We start from the raw sequence: 18,518 nt of genomic DNA on the forward strand, positions 1-18,518 counted from the left end.
CCAGATTCCCCGTTGTTCCAACCTGCAAACAACAAGGCTTACACCCTATAAATGCAAAAAGCTCCAGGGACGGAGCTCTTGAAAGGCACTGCGTAGAGCGCTTTTGGCGGAGCGGACGGGGCTCGAACCCGCGACCCCCGGCGTGACAGGCCGGTATTCTAACCAACTGAACTACCGCTCCGCAGCGGCTTACTCAACTACTGTGTCACTTCAACTGCATCTTGTACTGCTGCCAGTAAACTGGCGTCCCCTAGGGGATTCGAACCCCTGTACTCACCGTGAAAGGGTGATGTCCTAGGCCTCTAGACGAAGGGGACTTGGACTTGCTGGTTTTACTGCTGTACTAATCTTCGCTTTGGACTGGTGGAGGTAAGCGGGATCGAACCGCTGACCTCTTGCATGCCATGCAAGCGCTCTCCCAGCTGAGCTATACCCCCGTTCTTCTAATCAACTCCTGCCACGTTTTACGTTTTTTCCGATCACTTTCGTGGTCGTTTTTCGTATCTCGTTGCCGGTTTTGTTTAGTGCCGTTGGCGAAGAAACGAGATTATGCACGAACTAATTTCGGCGTGCAAGTCGGTTGGGTGCAAAAAATGAAAAAGTTGCGTTGAAATCGCTTTCAAGGGGACGCATGCGTGGTCGCGCCGGCCGCGCGGCAAGGGTGTCAGCCGTTTCCGGAACGCCGCGCCCGAGGCGCACAACACCGGAAAATCAAAGGCTTGGACGAGTGCTATCGTGACTGTTGCGGGGACCCGGGCGGGATCCGCCATGACGTTTTGCCGGCAGGAGATTTTTTTCGCATGAGCACCACGACTTCTTTTCCGACGCGCCCGCTGGGGCGCAGCGATATGTCGATCACGCGCATCGGCCTGGGCGCCTGGGCGATGGGCGGCAATGCCTGGGCCATCGGCTGGGGGCCGCAGGACGACGCCGATTCGATCGCCGCCATCCGCCTCGCGGTCGATCGCGGCATCAACTGGATCGACACCGCCGCCGTCTATGGACTGGGCCACGCCGAAGAGGTGGTGGGACGCGCGCTGGCGCAGATGAGCACAAGCGAACGGCCCTACGTCTTCACCAAATGCGGCCTGACCTGGTCGCCCGAGCAGCCGCAGGCGACGCCGCGGCGCAACGGCGCGCCGGCCAGCATCCGCCGCGAAATCGAGGGATCGCTGCGCCGTCTGGGCGTCGAGCGCATCGACCTGTACCAGATGCACTGGCCGGCCGGCGACGGCACGCCGCTGGAGGCCTATTGGCAGGAATTGCTGGACCTCAAGCGCGAAGGCAAGGTGCGCGCGGTCGGCCTGTCCAACCACAACCTGGCGCAATTGCAGGACGCCGAGGCGCTGGGGCACGTGGAGTCGCTGCAGCCGCCGTTCTCGGCGATCCAGCGCGGCGCGGGCGCCGACCTGATTCCCTGGTGCGCGCAGAACGGCACCGGCGTCATCGTCTACAGCCCGATGCAATCGGGGTTGCTCAGCGGCGGTTTTTCGGTCGAGCGGGCGCAGGCGTTGCGCGCGGACGACTGGCGTTCGCGCAACGCTGAATTCCAGCCGCCCTGCCTGGCGCGCAATCTGGCCCTGGCCGAAGCGCTCAAGCCCATCGCCGAACGCCACGGCACGACCCAGGCGGCGGTCGCCATCGCCTGGACCCTGGCGTGGCCGGGCGTCACCGGAGCCATTGTCGGCATGCGCAACGTGGCGCAGGTCGACGGCGTGCTGGGCGCGGCGGAACTGGAGCTGGACAGTGACGACATGGCGCGCATCGCTGACGCCATCGAGCTGACGGGCGCGGGAGTGGGGCCGCTGCGGCCGGTCGACGACAGCGGCGCGCTGCCCGCCAATCTGTTGCGCTAGGGCCCGTGCACACGACAAGGAGCCTCGCACAGGCCCCAGTGTCTGATCACGCCAAACAGGAAAGCGTCGGCCGGGCAGCGCCGGACCAGGCCAGGCCTGGCCCGGTTCAGGCTCAGTTGCGGCGCGGGCGGTTGATGCCGAAGGCGGCGATCAGCGCCAGGCCGATCAGCGCCAGCGCCGACTTGTCGCCGAAGCGGGCATAGGGCGTCAGGCCCGCCATGCCCTGTACCGACACCGGCAGCACGCCGGGCTGCAGCGGCGCCAGCTGGGCCGCGACATGGCCCTTGGCGTCGATGGCCGCGGTGATGCCGGTGTTGGTCGCGGTCAGCATGGGACGCGCGGTCTCGATCGTGCGCAGGCGCCCGATCTGCAGGTGCTGGCGCAAGGCCCAGCTATCGCCGAACCAGCCCAGGTTGCTGACGTTCACCAGGATGGTGGCGCCCGGTTCGCCGTTGGGACCGGACTGCAGCGCGGGCAGCAGGTCCGGACCGAACAGGTCTTCGTAGCAGATGTTGAAGGCGATGTGCTGGCCGCCCACCGCGAACGGCGTCTGACGCTCGGCGCCGCGGTCGAAATCGCCCAACGGGATGTTCAACATCTCGACGAACCAGTGGAAGCCCGGCGGCACATATTCGCCCCAGGGCACCAGGTGGCGCTTGTCGTAGCGCATCGCGGTGGCGCCGCTGATCAATTGCGAGGCCGGCGTCTGGCCGTCGAAACCCAACACGCTGTTGGTGTAGCGGTCGCGGCCGTTGACCACGTCGTGGACCGGCGCGCCCATGGCGATCACGGCATTCTGGCGCGCGGCGACCTCGCGCCAGATTTCCCAGACGCGCGGATCGAGCTGGTCCTGGAAGACCGGCAGCACGGTTTCCGGCAGGATCACCATCTGCGGCGCCGGCACGCCGGGCGCGGGCGGCATGGCCGCCAGTTCCAGGTGGCGGCGCAGGCTCTGATCAAGCAGCGCCGGATCGAATTTCTGCGACTGCTCGATGTTGCCCTGGACCAGGCGCACGTTCAGCGGCTCGCCGCTGGGGGCCGACCAGTCGATGCGCGACAGCGGCCAGCCGGCGGCGGCCAGCGCCAGCGCCACCCCGGCGGCCAGCGCGTGGCGGCCGTCGCGCGGCGATTTCTGCTGGCCCGCGGGACGCCACAGGCTGGCGATGGCGGCGGCGGCGAAGGCCGACAGCAGGGCCATGCCATGCACGCCCAGCAGCGGCGCCCAGCCGGCGATGGGACTGTCGACCTGCGCGTAGCCGATGTTGAGCCACGGGAAGCCGGTCAGCAGCACCGCGCGGATCCATTCGAAGCCGGCCCACAGCGCGCCCCAGGCCAGCGTGGCCGACAGCACCCGTCCCGGCGTCGAGTCGGCGGCCAGCGGCGTGTAGCGCCGCGCCAGCGCGCCGGCGGTGGCCGGGAACAGCGCCAGGAAGGCCGACAGCGCCAGGACCGCGGCGACCGCCAACGGCGCGGCCAGGTCGCCGTAGCGGTGCAGGCTGATGAAGATCCAGTACAGTCCCAGCGCATAGGTGGCGAAGCTGAACAGCCAGCCGCGCAGCCATGCCTGGCGCGCCGACGGCGCGTACAGGGTGACGCGGGCGGCCACCGCCAGCGCCAGGATCTGGGTGATGGCCAGGGCCCAGTCCGGCAGCGGACCGGGCGCGAAGGTGAGGGCGTGGACGGCGCCGGCCAGCGTCAGGCCGGCCGCGCCCAGCAGGAGCGGACCGCGGGCGGCGCGGCTCATGCGTCGGTATCGGGCGGGACGCCGCGCGACGGCGCCACGCGCTTGACTCGCAGCCAGATGGCGCGGCGGGCATCGCCGCGCGCCACTTCGAGTTTCAGGCCGTCGATCTCGGCGACGTCGCCGCGGCGCGGGATGCGGCCGAGCTGGCCGCCCATCCAGCCGCCGACGCTGTCGTACTCGTCGTCGGGCAGATGGCAGCCGAACACGTCGTTGAAGTGCGAGATGTCGGTGGCGGCCAGCACGCGCCACTGGTTCTCGCCCTCGGGGAAGATCGAGTCTTCCTCGGTTTCGTCGAATTCGTCCTCGATGTCGCCGACGATCTGTTCCAGCACGTCTTCCATCGTTACCAGACCGGAGATGCCGCCATGCTCGTCGATGACGATGGCCTGGTGGTTGCGGCTGGCGCGGAACTCGTGCAGCAGCACGTTCAGGCGCTTGGATTCGGGGATGAACACGGCCGGACGCACCAGCGTGCGCACTTCGATGCCGGGTTCCAGCATGCAGCGCAGCAGGTCCTTGGCGAGCAGGATGCCGATGATGTTGTCGCGGTCGCCTTCGTAGACCGGGAACCGCGAGTGCGCGGTTTCGATCACGTTGGCCACCAGGTAGGGGATGGGCTGCGTGACGTCGAGCAGGTCCATGCGCGAGCGCGGGACCATGATGTCGCCGACGGTGCCTTCGGACACGGCCAGCGCGCCCTTGATCATCTTGTAGGACTCCGCGTCCAGCAGGTCGCGGTCATGCGCGGCTTCGAGAACGGCCTTGATGCCTTCACGGTCCTCGGGCTCGCGGCGCACGAGGGAAAGCAGGCGGTCTAGAAGGGATTTGGTGGCGGGTTTGGATGAGCGAGCAGGCGTCGCTTCGGGAGCAGGGTAGGGGTCAGACATCGTCCGGGAGGACAAGTTATGGAGGGGCCAGCATAACCGAATCTGGCGCTCAATTTGTAACGCGACCCCGGAAAATGGGTCCAACCGACGCGATCTGCGCCTTGCTGGACGCCATTTCGCGCCGATTGCTCAGGGTTGACCCCAGGGCCGGAGATCACGCCTCGGTGTAGGGGTCGGCGATGCCCATGCGGGCCAGCGTGGCGGTCTCCAGCGCTTCCATGCGGCGGGCGTCGCGCGCCTTGATGTGGTCGTAGCCGAGCGAATGCAGCACCCCGTGCAGGGTCAGGTGGGCGGCGTGGTCGAGCAGCGCCTTGCGCTGTTCGCGCGCCTCGCGCACCAGCACCGGCACGCACATCACGATGTCGCCGCGCGCCACGCCCAGCGGGTCGACGCCGTACTCGAACGTCAGCACGTTGGTGGCGTAGTCGCGCTGGCGGAAATCGCGGTTCAGGCGGCGCCCCTCGGCCGCGCCCACCAGGCGCAGGCTGAGCTCGGCGGCGGTGAAGTCCACCAGCCCGTCCTCGGCCGCGGCGTCCAGCGCCCGCTCGGCCCAGCGGCGCAGGCGCCAGCGCGGCAGGCGGGGTTCCTCGACGCCGTACTGGACGGAAAGGGACAGGTCAGGCGTCATTTTCCGAGGCTCGGTCGTAGGCATCGACGATGCGGGCCACCAGCGGGTGGCGCACCACGTCGCGGCTGGTGAAGCGGGTGGTGGCGATGCCCTGCACGTCGTGCAGCACCTTGACGGCATGCGCCAGGCCGCTTTCCTGGCCGCGCGGCAGGTCCACCTGCGAGGGGTCGCCGGTGATGACGGCCTTGCTGCCGAAGCCGATGCGCGTCAGGAACATCTTCATCTGTTCCGGCGTGGTGTTCTGCGCCTCGTCCAGGATGACGAAGGCGTGGTTCAGCGTGCGGCCGCGCATGTAGGCCAGCGGCGCGATCTCGATGGTCTGCTTCTCGAACAGGCGCTGCACCTTCTCGAAGCCCATCAGGTCATAGAGGGCGTCGTACAGCGGGCGCAGGTACGGATCGACCTTCTGCGCCAGGTCGCCGGGCAGGAAGCCCAGCCGTTCGCCGGCCTCGACCGCCGGGCGCGTCAGCACCAGGCGCTGCACCGTGTCGCGTTCCATCGCGTCGATGGCGCAGGCCACCGCCAGCCAGGTCTTGCCGGTGCCGGCCGGGCCCACGCCGAAGGTGATGTCGTGCTTGAGGATGTTGTTCAGGTAGTCGCGCTGGCGCGGCGTGCGCGGACGCAGATCGCTGCGCTTGGTGCGCAGGGCGATGGCGTCGCTGTCGTCGTCCAGCGCCGGCAGCGGGTCGGCCTCGCGGGCCGGCGCGTCCTGCGTTTTCTCTTCCTGGCGGCCGATGCCGATCTCGACCAGCCCGAGCTGGATGTCGTCGACCGACAGGGCGCGGTGCACCGCCTGCTCATGGAAGCGGCGCAGCGCGCGGCCGGCCAGCTCGGCCTGCTCGCCCTCGATCGTGACGCGGCTGCCGCGGCGCGCGAGCTTCACGCCCATGCCGTCGGCCAGCTGGCGCAGGTTCTCGTCCAGCGGGCCGCACAGGTTGGCCAGGTGGGTGTTGTCGCCGTCCAGGGTGACGACGGCGGGCATGCTGCGGCGGGCGCGGGGGCGGGAAGTGGTCATTCGGTCCCTTGGGCGTCGCGGTCGATGTCGGCCACCCGGGCGCGCAACGAGTTGGTGTGCGCTTCGGTGATGATGACGTCGACCATCTGGCCGATGAGCCGCGCGGGCGCGGCGAAGTTGACGATGCGGTTGTTCTCGGTGCGGCCCATCAGCTCGTTCGGGTCGCGCCGCGAGGGGCCTTCCACCAGCAGGCGCTGGCGGGTGCCGACCATGTTGCGGGCGATGGCGGCGGCCTGCTCGTTGATCAGCGCCTGCAGGCGCTGCAGGCGGCGCAGCTTGACGTCCTGCGGCGTGTCGTCGTGCAGGTCGGCGGCCGGCGTGCCGGGGCGGCGCGAGTAGACGAACGAGAACGAGGTGTCGAAGCCGACGTCCTCGATCAGCTTCATGGTCTTTTCGAAGTCTTCCTCGGTCTCGCCGGGGAAGCCGACGATGAAGTCCGACGACAGCGTCAGGTCGGGGCGCGCGGCGCGCAGGCGGCGCACCACCGACTTGAATTCGAGGGTGGTGTAGCCGCGCTTCATGGCCGCCAGCACGCGGTCGCTGCCGGCCTGCACCGGCAGGTGCAGGAACGACACCAGCTTGGGCAGGCGGGCGTAGGCGTCCACCATGCGCTGGGTCATTTCCTTGGGGTGCGAGGTGGTGTAGCGGATGCGTTCGATGCCGGGGATCTCGTGCACGTACTCCAGCAGCATGGCGAAATCGGCGATCTCGTCGCTGTCGGTCATGCGGCCGCGGTAGGCGTTGACGTTCTGGCCCAGCAGCGTGACTTCCTTGACGCCCTGGTCGGCCAGGTCGGCCACTTCGATCAGCACGTCGTCGAACGGCCGCGAGACTTCCTCGCCGCGCGTGTACGGCACGACACAGAAGCTGCAATACTTGCTACAGCCTTCCATGATCGAGACGAAGGCGGTGGCGCCGTCGACGCGCGGCGGCGGCATGTTGTCGAACTTCTCGATCTCGGGGAAGCTGATGTCGACCTGCGAGCGGCCCTCGGCGCGGCGGCACTGGATCAGGTTGGGCAGGCGGTGCAGGGTCTGCGGGCCGAACACCACGTCCACGTAGGGCGCGCGCTTGACGATGGCCTCGCCTTCCTGGCTGGCCACGCAGCCGCCCACGCCGATCACCAGGTTCGGGTTGGTCTTTTTCAGGTGCTGCACGCGGCCCAGGTCGGAAAAGACCTTTTCCTGGGCCTTTTCACGCACCGAACAGGTGTTGAACAGGATGACGTCGGCTTCTTCCGGATTGTCGGTCAGCTCCAGCCCCTGGTCGCCGCGCAGCACGTCGGCCATCTTGTCCGAGTCGTACTCGTTCATCTGGCAGCCGAAGGTGCGGATGTAAAGCTTGCGGGGGGAGCCGATGACGGCGGAGGACGGGACGGCGGCGCCGTCGGGCGCGGCCGAGGCGCGCTTCAGGGAGGTTTCTTGCATGTCGGTCGCCGTGACGGGTGTAGATCCCGGGGGCAGAAGAGGGGAAAAGCGGGATTTTACCCCTTGCAGCAAATTTCCCACTTCAATCCGTAATGCGGGGTTACGATAGCTCGCCTTCGCCGATTCTCTTTCCGAGAACAAGACTCTTTACAAACCCGGTCCGATGACGACGAATCTTCCCATTCCCCCGACCCGCGTGCTTCCGGCTGGCGGCGTGGCCGCTTCGGCGGACGAGTTTCGCAACCCCTTGTCCACCGCCGCGTGGGTGGCGGCGGGCCTCGCGCTGGCCGTGGTGGCGGGCGCCTGTGCCCTGTGGGTCGACCTGCCGCTGGCGATCTGGATCCGGCAGACGGTGTCCGAGGGCGTCAACGAATCGTTCGAGTGGATCGGCGAAATGGGCGAAAGCGGCCGCTATATCGGCGTGGCGCTGGCGTTCTACATCGTCGGCCTGGTCGGCCTGGCGCGCGGCTGGCGCAATCCGGTGCGCATGAGCTACGCCAGCATGGCGCGTGGCAGCCTGCTGATGCTGTCGACCATGGCGGTGGGCGGCCTGGTGGTGCTGGTGCTCAAGCGTTCGGTGGCGCGGGCGCGCCCCGAGCTGTTCTTCGACAAAGGCATCTACGGGCTGGGCGACGCCTTCTCGCGCGCCAACCAGTTCAATTCGTTTCCCTCCAGCCACACCTACGCCGCCTTCGCGGTGGCGGTGACGCTCGGCATCCTGGCGCCGCGCTGGCGCTGGGCGTTCCTGTCGCTGGCCGCGCTGGTCGCCGTCAGCCGTCTGGTCAACCTGGACCACTACCTGTCGGACGTCATGACCGCCGCCGGCATCGCCATCGCGGTCGGCCATCTGCTGGCGCCGCGCGTGCTCGGCAGCAAGTACCAGTGGCCGCTGCGGGCGCCCTGGCGCTGGTGGAAGAAGGGCTGAGGCGCCGGCGCGAGGCGTTTCCGACCAAAAAAAGGCCGCCATCCGGGCGGCCTTTTGCATGGCGCGACGGTTCAGGCGAAGGCCACCACCACGCGGCGGTTGGTGCGGCTTTTCTTTTCGATCTTGGTGACGGTGACCGGGCCGATCTCGCCGGTGTTGGCCACGTGCGTGCCGCCACAGGGCTGGCGGTCCACGCCGGGGATCTCGATGATGCGGATGCGCGCCGTGCCGCCGGGCGGGGCGGCGCCGACCGTGCGCACCAGGTCGGGCTGCGCCGCCAGTTCCTCGGGCGTGATGGTGTTGACGGTGACGTCGGTGCGGGCCTGGATCAGTGCGTTCAGGCGCTCGGTCAGGTCGGCCTTGTCGAGCGTCGATTCGGGCAGGTCGAAGTCGATGCGGGCCGAGTCGGGCGAAATGCTGCAGCCGGTGACCGGCGCCGGCACCAGCGAACCGAGCAGGTGCAGACAGGTGTGCAGGCGCATCAGCCGATGGCGGCGCGGCCAGTCGATGCGCACGGTGACGCGGTCGCCGACCTGGGGCGCGGCGGCGCCCTCGGCCAACACGTGCAGGATGCGGCGGCGGTCGTCGGCGTAGACGGTGTCGGCCACCGGCAGCGCGCGGCCATCGGCCAGCGTCAGCGTGCCGCTGTCGCCGGCCTGGCCGCCGCTGCGGGCGTAGCAGAGGGTCTGGTCCAGTTCGACGCCGTCGGCGCCGACGGCGATGACGGTGGCTTCGCACTGCTGCTCGTAGGGCGCGTCGTCGAAGCGCTTGAGGGTGACGCTCATGGGGATGTCTCCGTTGTCTTTCTTGTGGCGGGGGTCAGGCCAGGATCCGGATGCCCTGGCCGGTCTCGATGGCGGCCTGCAGGCGTGGCGGCCCGTCGGCCTGTTCGATGGCGATGAGCGCGTCCGCGCCCAGCCAGGCCAATCCCTGGCACAGCAGCGCGGCATGCGGATGGGTGGCGGTCAGGGCGCGCAGCGTCAGCGGCTGGCGCGGCAGGCTGACGCCGGGATAGGCCGGCACGTCCCACTGGATCAGCGTCGGCAGCAGGCCGTCGCCGGCTGCCTGGCCGTCCTCGCGCCAGGCGGGCAGGCTGCCATCGTCCGGCACCGTGAGCCGCCAGCGCAGGTCGCCGCGGGTCATGGGGATGGCGGGCGCGATGCGATCGGGGTGCCGCGCCTGCCATGCGCTCAGGTCGTCGGGCGCCTCGACGCGCGCCGCCCAGTGCGCCAGGAACGGGCCTTCGGCCAGGCGCGCCCGCATGGCCGGCTGGTCCAGCCCGAACCAGCGCGGCCGCTGCGGCGCGGGGGCGTCCGGGTCGATGGCGATCACTTCCAGGTACACGCCGCCCGCCATGCCCAGCACGCGGTTGTGGGTGCCCATGCGCGGATGCGCGCCGCCGCCCATGGGCGCAATGCCCAGCAGGTCGGCCACGTGGCGCGTGCCGCTGTCCAGGTCCGCGGCGGCGACGACGAGATGGTCGAGAGTGAGTTTCATGAGGCCTATGGTAGCGAATAAGGGGGCGGCCGTACCCGTACAGCGGGTGGGCGGGGCGTCTGTACAGTGGCCTTGCCAAGCATAAAAAAACCCGCCACGCGGGCGGGTTTTCCAAAAAAGGGAAACGGCTCAGGCGACTTCGCCTTCCTCGCCTTCCTTCTTGACCGGCTTGACCAGGTCTTCGCGCTTGATGCCCATCCACATGGCCAGCGCGGCGGCGACGAACACCGACGAGTAGATGCCGAACCAGATGCCGATGGTCAGGGCCATGGCGAAGTAGTGCAGGGTGGGGCCGCCGAAGAACAGCATCGCCAGCACCATCATCTGGGTCGAGCCGTGGGTGATGATGGTGCGCGAGATGGTCTGGGTGATGGCGCTGTTGATGACTTCCTGCACGTCCGCCTTGCGGTACTTGCGGAAGTTCTCGCGGATCCGGTCCATGATGACCACGGATTCGTTCACCGAGTAGCCCAGCACCGCCAGCACGCCCGCCAGCACCGACAGCGAGAATTCCCACTGGAAGAAGGCGAAGAAGCCCAGGATGATGACCACGTCGTGCAGGTTGGCGATCACGCCGGCCACGGCGAACTTCCATTCGAAGCGGAAGCCCAGGTAGACCATGATGCCGATGACCACCACCAGCAGGGCCATCAGGCCGTTGTGCAGCAGTTCCTGGCCGACCTGCGGACCGACGAATTCGACGCGGCGCAGTTCCACGCCCTGGTCGGCGGCCTTGAGCGCGGCCATGACGGTTTCGCTCTGGGTGGCCGACGTCTGGCCTTCCTGCAGCGGCAGGCGGATCATGACGTCGTGCGAGGTGCCGAAGTTCTGCACCTGGAAGTCGGTGTAGCCCAGCTTCGAGACCACGCCGCGCACGCTTTCAAGCTGCGCCGTCTGGGCGTAGTTGACTTCCATGACCGTGCCGCCGGTGAATTCGATCGACAGGTGGAAGCCGCGCGTGAGGATGAAGAAGACCGCCGCCACGAAGGTGACGAGGCTGATGATGTTCAGCACCAGCGCGTGGCGCATGAACGGGATGGTGCGGTGAATCCGGAAAAATTCCATTTTTTGCCCTGGCTATTCGGTGGCGGGCGGCGTTGCCGCCCGCGCGCATGTTCAGTTGGTCTTCGGCTTCCAGACTTCGCCGATCGAGATCGACGTGAGCTTCTTCTTGCGGCCATACCAGAGGTTGGCCAGCGCGCGCACGCCCACGACGGACGAGAACATCGAGGTCAGGATGCCCAGGCAATGGACCACCGCGAAGCCGCGGATCGGGCCGGAACCGAATGCCAGCAGGGCCAGGCCGACAATCAGCGTAGTGAGGTTGGAGTCGAGAATCGTGCCCCAGGCGCGCTCGAAGCCATGGTGGATGGCCTGTTGCGGCGATGCCCCGTTGCGCAGTTCTTCCCGTATCCGCTCGTTGATCAGCACGTTCGAGTCGATCGCCATGCCCAGTGTCAGCGCGATGGCCGCGATGCCCGGCAGCGTCAGCGTGGCCTGCAGCATCGACAGCAGGGCCAGCAGCAGCAGCACGTTCAGGGTCAGGCCGACGGTCGAGAACACGCCGAACAGGTGGTAGTAGATGATGATGAAGACGGCGATCGCCAGGAAGCCGTACAGCGTCGAATGGAAGCCCTTCGAGATGTTGTCGGCGCCCAGGCTCGGGCCGATGGTGCGTTCCTCGATGATCGACATCGGCGCGGCCAGCGCGCCGGCGCGCAGCAGCAGCGCGGTGTCGGCGGCTTCCTCGGAGCTCATGCTGCCCGAGATCTGCACCTGGCCGCCGGCGATTTCGCTGCGGATGACCGGGGCCGTGACCACTTCGCCCTTGCCGTTCTCGAACAGCAGGATGGCCATGCGCTTGCCGATGTTGTCGCGGGTGACGTCGCGGAAGATGCGCGCGCCCTTGGAGTCCAGCGTCAGGTGGACGGCGGCCTGCTGGGTCTGCGAATCGCGGCCGGGCTGGGCGTCCTGCAGGTTTTCACCGGTCAGGACCACCTGGCGGCGCACCAGGATCGGGCGGCCGTCGCGGTCGGAGTAGCGCTCCAGGCCGAACGGCACGGTGCCGCCCAGCAGCGCGGCCTGCGCGGCGGGCGAGTCGTCGACCATGCGGATTTCGAGGGTGGCGGTGCGGCCCAGCAGTTCCTTGGCCTTGGCCACGTCCTGCACGCCGGGCAACTGCACCACGATGCGATCCGAACCCTGTTGCTGGATGACCGGCTCGGCCACGCCCAGTTCGTTGATCCGGTTGTGCAGCGTGTTGATGTTCTGCTTGAGCGCCGAGTCCTGCACGCGGGTGACGGCGGCCGGGTTCAGCGCGCCCAGCAGCAGCAGCTTGCCGTTCTCTTCGCTTTCGGTGAATTCCAGGTCGGGCAGGCGGCTGCGCAGCGTCGAGATGGCGCGGTCGCGGTCCTGCGCGCTGGCGAAGGTGGCGGCCACGCTCATGCCCGAGCGTTCGACGCCGGCCACGTTGACCTTCTGGTCGCGCAGCACCGAGCGCACGTCGGCGGCCAGCGAGTCGTAGCGGGCGGTCAGGGCGCCTTGCATGTCCACTTGCAGCAGGAAGTGCACGCCGCCGCGCAGGTCCAGGCCCAGGTACATGGGCTTGGGGGCGAACCAGCCCATCGCGCGCATCCAGGTGGGCGAGGCCGGCAGCAGGTTCAGCGCCACGGTGTAGTGCGGGTCGCCCTGGACGGTATTGAGGGATTTGTCGATGAGGTCGCGCGCCTGCAGTTGCAGGTCGGTCGACGTGAAGCGGGCGCGCACGGTGCCGAGCGTGCCGTTCTGTTCGTAGTAGACCCCTTCATTGGGGATCTTGGCGTCGGTCAGGATCTGCTGGACCCGTTCCAGCATGGCCGGATCCACCTTGATGGTGGCCTTGGCGCTGGACACTTGGACCGCGGGCGATTCGCCGTAGAAATTGGGAAGCGTATACAGCAGGCCGATAAGGACCGCAATCAGGACCGTAATGTACTTCCAGAGGGGATAGCGGTTCATTGCCGGCTACGTCATGTAAGAGTGGAGAAAAGGCCGCCCGGGCGGCTGGCGCGACGGGCGGCGGGGCGGCTGCCGTCGGGCCCTGGGCCCGGCGGCGGAGCTCCTATGGGACGCTTACAGGGCCTTGATGGTTCCCTTGGGCAGAACGGTCGACACCGACGACTTCTGCATGATGATCTCGACCGGCTTGTCGGCCAGTTCCGAGACTTCGACGGTGACGTAGCTGTCGTTCACCTTGGTGACCTTGCCCAGCATGCCGCCGGCGGTCACGACTTCGTCGCCCTTGGCCAGGGCGGCGATCAGGTTGCGGTGTTCTTTCTGGCGCTTCATCTGGGGACGGATCATCAGGAAGTAGAGGATCACGAACATCAGGATGATGGGCAGCATGCCCATCAGCGCATTGCCTTCGGGGGCGGCCTGGGCCACGACGAGGCTGGCGGTATCGATAGCGGACATGTAATTCTCCTGCGTGTAGTCTGTTTGGGTTTGTTTGTATCGTGCTGTCGCCGATCTTGTTCTGCGCCCATCCCCGCGCGAGCCATGGATAGGGCAAGCCGACTATTGTAGCGAGGTTATTTCCCGCCACCAGTCACGGCCTGTGCGCAGTAATGGGGGCGGATTTCCAAATAAAAAGCCCCCGGCGCTCTCGTGGTTTTCACTAGGTCGGCCGGCGCCGTCCCGCTACTCCACCCCGCGCGCCCGGTCGGCCGCGAACTGTGCGCGCCAGGCGTCGAAGCGGCCTTCGGCGATGGCTTCCCGCATTTCCTTCATGATGGTCAGGTAGAAATGCAGGTTGTGCAGCGTGTTCAGGCGCGCGCCGGTGATCTCGTTGGCGCGCTGCAGGTGGTGCAGGTAGGCGCGCGAGAAGTTGGCGCAGGTGTGGCAGGCGCAGCTCGGGTCCAGCGGACGGGTGTCGTCGCGGTACTTGGCGTTGCGGATCTTGACGTCGCCGAAGCGGGTGAACAGCCAGCCGTTGCGGGCGTTGCGGGTCGGCATGACGCAGTCGAACATGTCGACGCCGCGGCTCACGCCCTCGACCAGGTCTTCCGGCGTGCCCACGCCCATCAGGTAGCGCGGCGCCTGGGCCGGCAGCTTGGGCGTCACGTGCGCCAGGATGCGCATCATGTCTTCCTTGGGCTCGCCCACCGACAGGCCGCCGATGGCGTAGCCGTGGAAACCGATGTCCTGCAGGCCGGCCAGGGACTCGTCGCGCAGCGACTCGTACATGCCGCCCTGGACGATGCCGAACAGCGCGTTGGGGTTCTCCAGCTTGTCGAATTCCTCACGCGAGCGGCGCGCCCAGCGCAGCGACATGCGCATCGAGCGGGCGGCTTCCTCGACGGTCGCGGGGCGGCCGTCGATCTCGTAGGGCGTGCATTCGTCGAACACCATGACGATGTCCGAGTTCAGCGAGCGCTGGATGCGCATCGATTCCTCGGGCGTCAGGAACAGGCGGGCGCCGTCGATGGGCGAGGCGAACTTCACGCCTTCCTCGGTGATCTTGCGCATGCCCTGCAGGCTGAACACCTGGAAACCGCCCGAGTCGGTCAGGATCGGCTTGTCCCACTGCATGAAGCCGTGCAGGCCGCCATGCTTTTCCATGATTTCCGTGCCCGGGCGCAGCCACAGGTGGAAGGTGTTGCCCAGCACGATCTGCGAGCCGATCTCCTTGAGCTCGTGAGGCATCATCGCCTTGACGCTGCCATAGGTGCCCACGGGCATGAAGATGGGCGTTTCCACCACGCCGTGGTTGAGCGTGATGCGGCCGCGGCGGGCGCCGCCGTCGGTGGCGAGCAGTTCGAAATTCAGTCCGGTCATGGGGCGAGGGATTCGATGAACATGGCGTCGCCGTAGCTGAAGAAGCGGTAGCGCTGGGCGACGGCGTGGGCGTAGGCGCGGCGGATCGGCTCGACGCCAGCCAGCGCCGACACCAGCATCAGCAGGGTCGACTGGGGCAGGTGGAAGTTGGTGACCAGCGCGTCGATGACGCGGTACTGGTAGCCGGGGGTGATGAACAGGCGCGTGTCGCCTTGGGCGGCGGCCAGCGGCAGGCCGGGGGCGGTGCGGCCCTCGGTCTGGGCGGCGGCCGATTCCAGGGCGCGCACGCTGGTGGTGCCGACCGCGATCACGCGGCCGCCGCGGGCGCGGGCCGCGGTAATGGCGTCCACCGTGGCCTGCGGCACGGTGAACCATTCGGCGTGCATGATGTGGTCGGCCAGGCTGTCCACGCGCACCGGCTGGAAGGTGCCGGCGCCGACGTGCAGCGTGACGAAGGCGCGCTCCACGCCCAGCGCCGCCAGGCGGTCCAGGGTGGGCTGGTCGAAGTGCAGGCCGGCGGTCGGCGCCGCCACGGCGCCCGGCTCGCGGGCGTAGACGGTCTGGTAGCGGTCGTCGTCGCCGGCGTCGGCGGCGTGCGTGATGTACGGCGGCAGCGGCGTGGCGCCGTGGGCGTCCAGCAGCTCCAGCACGGGGCCGGGGAAGCGGATGTCGAACAGCTCGCCCTCGCGGCCCAGCACCGTGGCGTCGAAGGCGTCGGCCAGCCGCAGCACCATGCCGGCGCCGGGCGACTTGCTGGCGCGCACGTGCGCCAGGGCGCGGTCGGTGTCGACGATGCGCTCGACCAGCACCTCGACCTTGCCGCCGGTGATCTTGTGGCCGGCCAGGCGCGCCTTGATGACGCGGGTGTCGTTGAACACCAGCAGGTCGCCGGGGCGCAGCAGCCCCTCCAGGTCGGCGAACTGGCGGTCATGCAGCTGGCTGGCGCCATCCAGGTGCAGCAGGCGGCTGCCCGTGCGCTGGGCGGCGGGCGTCTGCGCGATGAGCTCGGGAGGCAGCTCGTAGTCGAAATCGGAAACGGTAAGGGCTTGCACGCGGGTATCGGTATCAGGGGCGGGCGCGGCCTGGGCCGGCCGCCGGGCCGCCAGCTTGGGCGGCGGCAAAAAGGCGAGCCGGACCCGTCGGGTCGGCTCTGGGCAACTGACTATTGTAAAGGGGCTGGCGAAAAGGGCGGCCGGACCGGCCGGCGGACTCAGCGTCCGCCGCGCCAGCCGAGCCGGCGCGAACAGTCGGCGGCGGCCGCCGCCAGGGCCCGCAGCGGCGTGCCGTCCGGCGCCAGGTCGAAGCCGCCGTGCAGCCCCAGGCCGGTGATGGCCCCGGCCAGCTGGCCCTGGGCGTCCAGCACCGGCAGCGCGGCCGAGTCGATGCCGTGCAGCAGGTGGCCGCTGACGCTGGCGTAGCCGCGCTGGCGCGTGGCCTGCCAGCGCGCCCGCAGCGCGGCGGCGGGGTCGGCCGGATCGAGCGGCAGGCCGGCAGCGGCGGGATCGTCCAGCCACTGCGCGGCGTCGGCGCCCTGGCGCCGCGCAGTGTCCCATTCGGCCAGCGCGCGCGGCAGCGCCAGCGCTTCCGGCAGCCAGGCGGCGAAGACGCGCCCGGTGGCGCTGTTGAGCAGCGGCAGCACCGAGCCGACGCGCACGTTGACGGTGACCGGCAGCCGCGCGTCGCGCCACTGGACGATGGTGGGGCCGTGCTGGCCCCAGACCGAGATGAAGACGGTCTGGCCGATGGCGGCGCTCAGGTCTTCCAGGCAGCCGGCCGCCAGTTTGACGAAATCCACCTCGGCCAGCGCCGCCAGCCCGGTGTGCAGGGCCTGCGGCCCGAGCCGGTAACGGGCGCTGGCCGGATCCTGCTCGACGTAGCCGCGCCGCTCCAGCGACACCAGGTAGCGGTGCGCCTTGGCGCGCGGCATGTCCAGGCTGCGGCCCAGTTCCGACACCGACACGGCGCCGCCCAGCTCGGCCAGACGGGTCAGGACGTCTAGGGCGATTTCGGCCGACTGGATCCCGGTGCTGCTTTCTGTTGACATCAGTTTGTCTCTTATTAGAATACGTGTATCACTAAAAAATACATCAGCGTGCCGTGGCGGACAAACATCCGGGCTGGATGACCGGCCCGGGGCGCGGACGGACAAAGACGGAGACAAGCAATGAAGATGTCCATCTTCTCGGTGCAGGACCACTACCCCGACCAGCCCCGCAGCCTGGGCCAGCTCTACGGCCAGGTGCTGGAGCAGGCGCGCCGCGCCGAACAGCTGGGCTACGACACCTTCTGGGTGGCCGAGCACCATTTCCATGAATATGGCGCGGTGCCCAATCCGGCGGTGTTCCTGGCGGCGCTGTCGCAGCAGACGACGCGGCTGCGGCTGGGCACGGCGATCTCGATCCTGACCTTCCACAACCCGCTGACGGTGGCCGAAAACTATGCCCTGGTGGACCAGCTTTCGCAAGGCAGGCTGTCGCTGGGCGTGGGCTCGGGCTATCTGAAGCACGAGTTCGAGGGCTACGACGTCGATCCGGCCACCAAGCGCGAGCGCTTCGACGAGAACCTGATGCTGGTCGAGCGCCTGCTGGCCGGCGAGCGCGTCAGCCATGAAGGCAAGTTCAACCGCATCCACGAGGTGCGCCTGAACGTGCAGCCGGTGCAGCAGCCGGTGCCGGTGTACGTGGCGATCCTGCGCCGCGAGGCCGCCTACCACGTCGGCCGCCAGGGCCGCCGCATGCTGTTCGTGCCCTACGCGGCGGTGGACAACTTCGAAGAGATCGGCCTGATGATGCAGGACTACCGCCGCGGCCTGGCCGAGGCCGGCATCGAGGACGCCAGCGGCATGGCGGCGGTGGCGCTGCACACCCACGTGGCCGCGACCGACGACGAGGCCCGCGAACGCGCCGCCCGCGCCTTCGACCTGTACGTGGAGACCCGCCTGTATGCGCGCAAGCAGGTCTACGACGACATCATCGCCAGCGGCCTGTCGCTGTTCGGCTCGGCCCGCACCGTGGCCGACAAGCTGGCGCGGCTGGCCGACATGGGCCTGGACCACGTCATGAGCCTGCACAACTTCGGCCTGATGCCGCAGGACCGGGTGCTGGACTCGATGCAGCGGCTGATGGCCGAAGCCATGCCGCTGTCGGGCGTGCGTCCCGCCAGCGCGGTGCCGGCCTGGCCGGCCGCCCCGCGCAAGCCGCCATGAGCGTCAGCCACGATCTCAGCCCGGCCCATCTGCGCCGGGCGCTGGGGCGCTACGCCACCGGCGTCACGGTGGTGACCGCCGCCGGCGCCGACGGGCCGATCGGCCTGACCGTCAATTCCTTCGCCCCGGTATCGCTGGAGCCGCCGCTGGTGCTGTGGAGCCTGCGCCGCGCCAGCATCCACTACGCCGACTTCACCTCGCGCGGCGGCTTCGCCATCCATGTGCTGGGGGCGCCGCAGCGCGACCTGGCGCGGGTGTTCTCGCAGCCGGTGGCCGACCGCTACGCCGGACTGGACTGGTACGCCACCGAGGACGGCATTCCCGTGTTCGACGAGTGCGCCGCCCGCTTCGAGTGCGCCACCCGCCAGGTGCTGGAGGTGGGCGACCACGCCGTGCTGATCGGCGAGGTGCGGCGCCTGCACGCCCCCGACGACCACGGCGGCGCCCTGGTTTTCCATAATGGGTCCTTTCTGTCGCACTTGGGGGATCCCGTCGTATAACGCTTTCTACGCCGTAGCG

17 protein-coding genes and 3 tRNA genes are annotated in these 18,518 nt (G+C 68.5%); 4 read left to right on the forward strand and 16 right to left on the reverse strand.

Going from position 1 to position 18,518, the window contains the following annotated elements:
• Window positions 1-104: 104 nt before the first annotated feature.
• The 3 genes from AOZ49_RS14175 to AOZ49_RS14185 form a co-directional block, all read right to left on the reverse strand.
• Window positions 105-181 (reverse strand) — tRNA-Asp (locus tag AOZ49_RS14175).
• Between the two features lie 60 nt (window positions 182-241).
• Window positions 242-317: transfer RNA gene (locus AOZ49_RS14180), tRNA-Glu, on the reverse strand.
• A 44-nt stretch (window positions 318-361) separates the two neighbouring features.
• Window positions 362-437 (reverse strand) — tRNA-Ala (locus tag AOZ49_RS14185).
• A 363-nt stretch (window positions 438-800) separates the two neighbouring features.
• Here AOZ49_RS14185 and AOZ49_RS14190 point away from each other — a divergent pair.
• Window positions 801-1,856 (forward strand): aldo/keto reductase, encoded by a 1,056-nt coding sequence (locus AOZ49_RS14190; protein WP_082380449.1) that lies wholly within the window; start codon window positions 801-803, stop codon window positions 1,854-1,856.
• Between the two features lie 112 nt (window positions 1,857-1,968).
• On the opposite strand, the gene lnt is transcribed toward AOZ49_RS14190, so the two are convergent.
• The 5 genes from lnt to miaB form a co-directional block, all read right to left on the reverse strand.
• Window positions 1,969-3,600: an apolipoprotein N-acyltransferase gene (gene lnt, locus AOZ49_RS14195; RefSeq protein ID WP_054475998.1), complete on the reverse strand. Its 1,632-nt coding sequence runs from the start codon at window positions 3,598-3,600 to the stop codon at window positions 1,969-1,971.
• Window positions 3,597-4,487, reverse strand: coding sequence for an HlyC/CorC family transporter (locus AOZ49_RS14200; RefSeq protein ID WP_054428569.1), 891 nt, complete (start codon window positions 4,485-4,487; stop codon window positions 3,597-3,599). Before AOZ49_RS14200 ends, lnt begins: the two co-directional genes overlap by 4 nt.
• 154 nt (window positions 4,488-4,641) lie before the next feature.
• Window positions 4,642-5,115, reverse strand: a complete 474-nt coding sequence (gene ybeY, locus AOZ49_RS14205; RefSeq protein WP_054476001.1) for an rRNA maturation RNase YbeY — start codon at window positions 5,113-5,115, stop codon at window positions 4,642-4,644.
• Window positions 5,105-6,130, reverse strand: coding sequence for a PhoH family protein (locus AOZ49_RS14210; protein ID WP_054428567.1), 1,026 nt, complete (start codon window positions 6,128-6,130; stop codon window positions 5,105-5,107). The genes ybeY and AOZ49_RS14210 overlap by 11 nt, the downstream gene beginning before the upstream one ends.
• A complete protein-coding gene (gene miaB, locus AOZ49_RS14215; RefSeq protein ID WP_054476002.1) occupies window positions 6,127-7,557 on the reverse strand; it encodes a tRNA (N6-isopentenyl adenosine(37)-C2)-methylthiotransferase MiaB in 1,431 nt (476 codons plus the stop codon). Before miaB ends, AOZ49_RS14210 begins: the two co-directional genes overlap by 4 nt.
• 163 nt (window positions 7,558-7,720) lie before the next feature.
• Here miaB and AOZ49_RS14220 point away from each other — a divergent pair, with 163 nt between their 5' ends.
• Window positions 7,721-8,482 (forward strand): phosphatase PAP2 family protein, encoded by a 762-nt coding sequence (locus AOZ49_RS14220; protein WP_082380450.1) that lies wholly within the window; start codon window positions 7,721-7,723, stop codon window positions 8,480-8,482.
• 71 nt (window positions 8,483-8,553) lie between these two features.
• Here AOZ49_RS14220 and AOZ49_RS14225 read toward each other — a convergent pair whose 3' ends face one another.
• The 8 genes from AOZ49_RS14225 to AOZ49_RS14260 all read right to left on the reverse strand — a co-directional run bounded on the left by AOZ49_RS14225 (window position 8,554) and on the right by AOZ49_RS14260 (window position 16,838).
• Window positions 8,554-9,267 carry an alanyl-tRNA editing protein gene (locus AOZ49_RS14225; protein ID WP_054428564.1) on the reverse strand — a complete coding sequence of 238 codons (714 nt, stop codon included), beginning with the start codon at window positions 9,265-9,267 and terminating at the stop codon, window positions 8,554-8,556.
• Window positions 9,268-9,301: 34 nt separating this feature from the next.
• Entirely contained in the window at window positions 9,302-9,979 is a 678-nt protein-coding gene (locus tag AOZ49_RS14230) for a VOC family protein (RefSeq protein WP_054476004.1), read from the reverse strand.
• Window positions 9,980-10,108: 129 nt separating this feature from the next.
• The gene (gene secF / locus AOZ49_RS14235) at window positions 10,109-11,044 is read right to left on the reverse strand and encodes a protein translocase subunit SecF (protein WP_054476006.1); all 936 of its coding nucleotides are present in this window, start codon (window positions 11,042-11,044) and stop codon (window positions 10,109-10,111) included.
• Between the two features lie 51 nt (window positions 11,045-11,095).
• Window positions 11,096-12,976, reverse strand: coding sequence for a protein translocase subunit SecD (gene secD, locus AOZ49_RS14240; RefSeq protein ID WP_054428560.1), 1,881 nt, complete (start codon window positions 12,974-12,976; stop codon window positions 11,096-11,098).
• 114 nt (window positions 12,977-13,090) lie between these two features.
• On the reverse strand, window positions 13,091-13,432 hold the full coding sequence (gene yajC, locus AOZ49_RS14245) for a preprotein translocase subunit YajC (protein WP_006390891.1): 342 nt from the start codon (window positions 13,430-13,432) through the stop codon (window positions 13,091-13,093).
• Window positions 13,433-13,657: 225 nt separating this feature from the next.
• A complete protein-coding gene (gene tgt, locus AOZ49_RS14250) occupies window positions 13,658-14,794 on the reverse strand; it encodes a tRNA guanosine(34) transglycosylase Tgt (protein ID WP_054428559.1) in 1,137 nt (378 codons plus the stop codon).
• Window positions 14,791-15,846 (reverse strand): tRNA preQ1(34) S-adenosylmethionine ribosyltransferase-isomerase QueA, encoded by a 1,056-nt coding sequence (gene queA, locus AOZ49_RS14255; RefSeq protein ID WP_054476134.1) that lies wholly within the window; start codon window positions 15,844-15,846, stop codon window positions 14,791-14,793. Before queA ends, tgt begins: the two co-directional genes overlap by 4 nt.
• Before the next feature lie 158 nt (window positions 15,847-16,004).
• Window positions 16,005-16,838: an IclR family transcriptional regulator gene (locus tag AOZ49_RS14260; protein WP_054476008.1), complete on the reverse strand. Its 834-nt coding sequence runs from the start codon at window positions 16,836-16,838 to the stop codon at window positions 16,005-16,007.
• Between the two features lie 120 nt (window positions 16,839-16,958).
• Here AOZ49_RS14260 and AOZ49_RS14265 point away from each other — a divergent pair, with 120 nt between their 5' ends.
• Together AOZ49_RS14265 and AOZ49_RS14270 are read left to right on the forward strand one after the other, a co-directional pair.
• Entirely contained in the window at window positions 16,959-17,999 is a 1,041-nt protein-coding gene (locus tag AOZ49_RS14265; RefSeq protein WP_054476009.1) for an LLM class flavin-dependent oxidoreductase, read from the forward strand.
• Window positions 17,996-18,499, forward strand: coding sequence for a flavin reductase family protein (locus tag AOZ49_RS14270; RefSeq protein ID WP_054476011.1), 504 nt, complete (start codon window positions 17,996-17,998; stop codon window positions 18,497-18,499). Before AOZ49_RS14265 ends, AOZ49_RS14270 begins: the two co-directional genes overlap by 4 nt.
• Window positions 18,500-18,518: the final 19 nt, after the last annotated feature.

Source organism: Achromobacter sp. 2789STDY5608615 (genome assembly GCF_001298995.1).
Classification (GTDB): domain Bacteria; phylum Pseudomonadota; class Gammaproteobacteria; order Burkholderiales; family Burkholderiaceae_B; genus Achromobacter; species Achromobacter insuavis.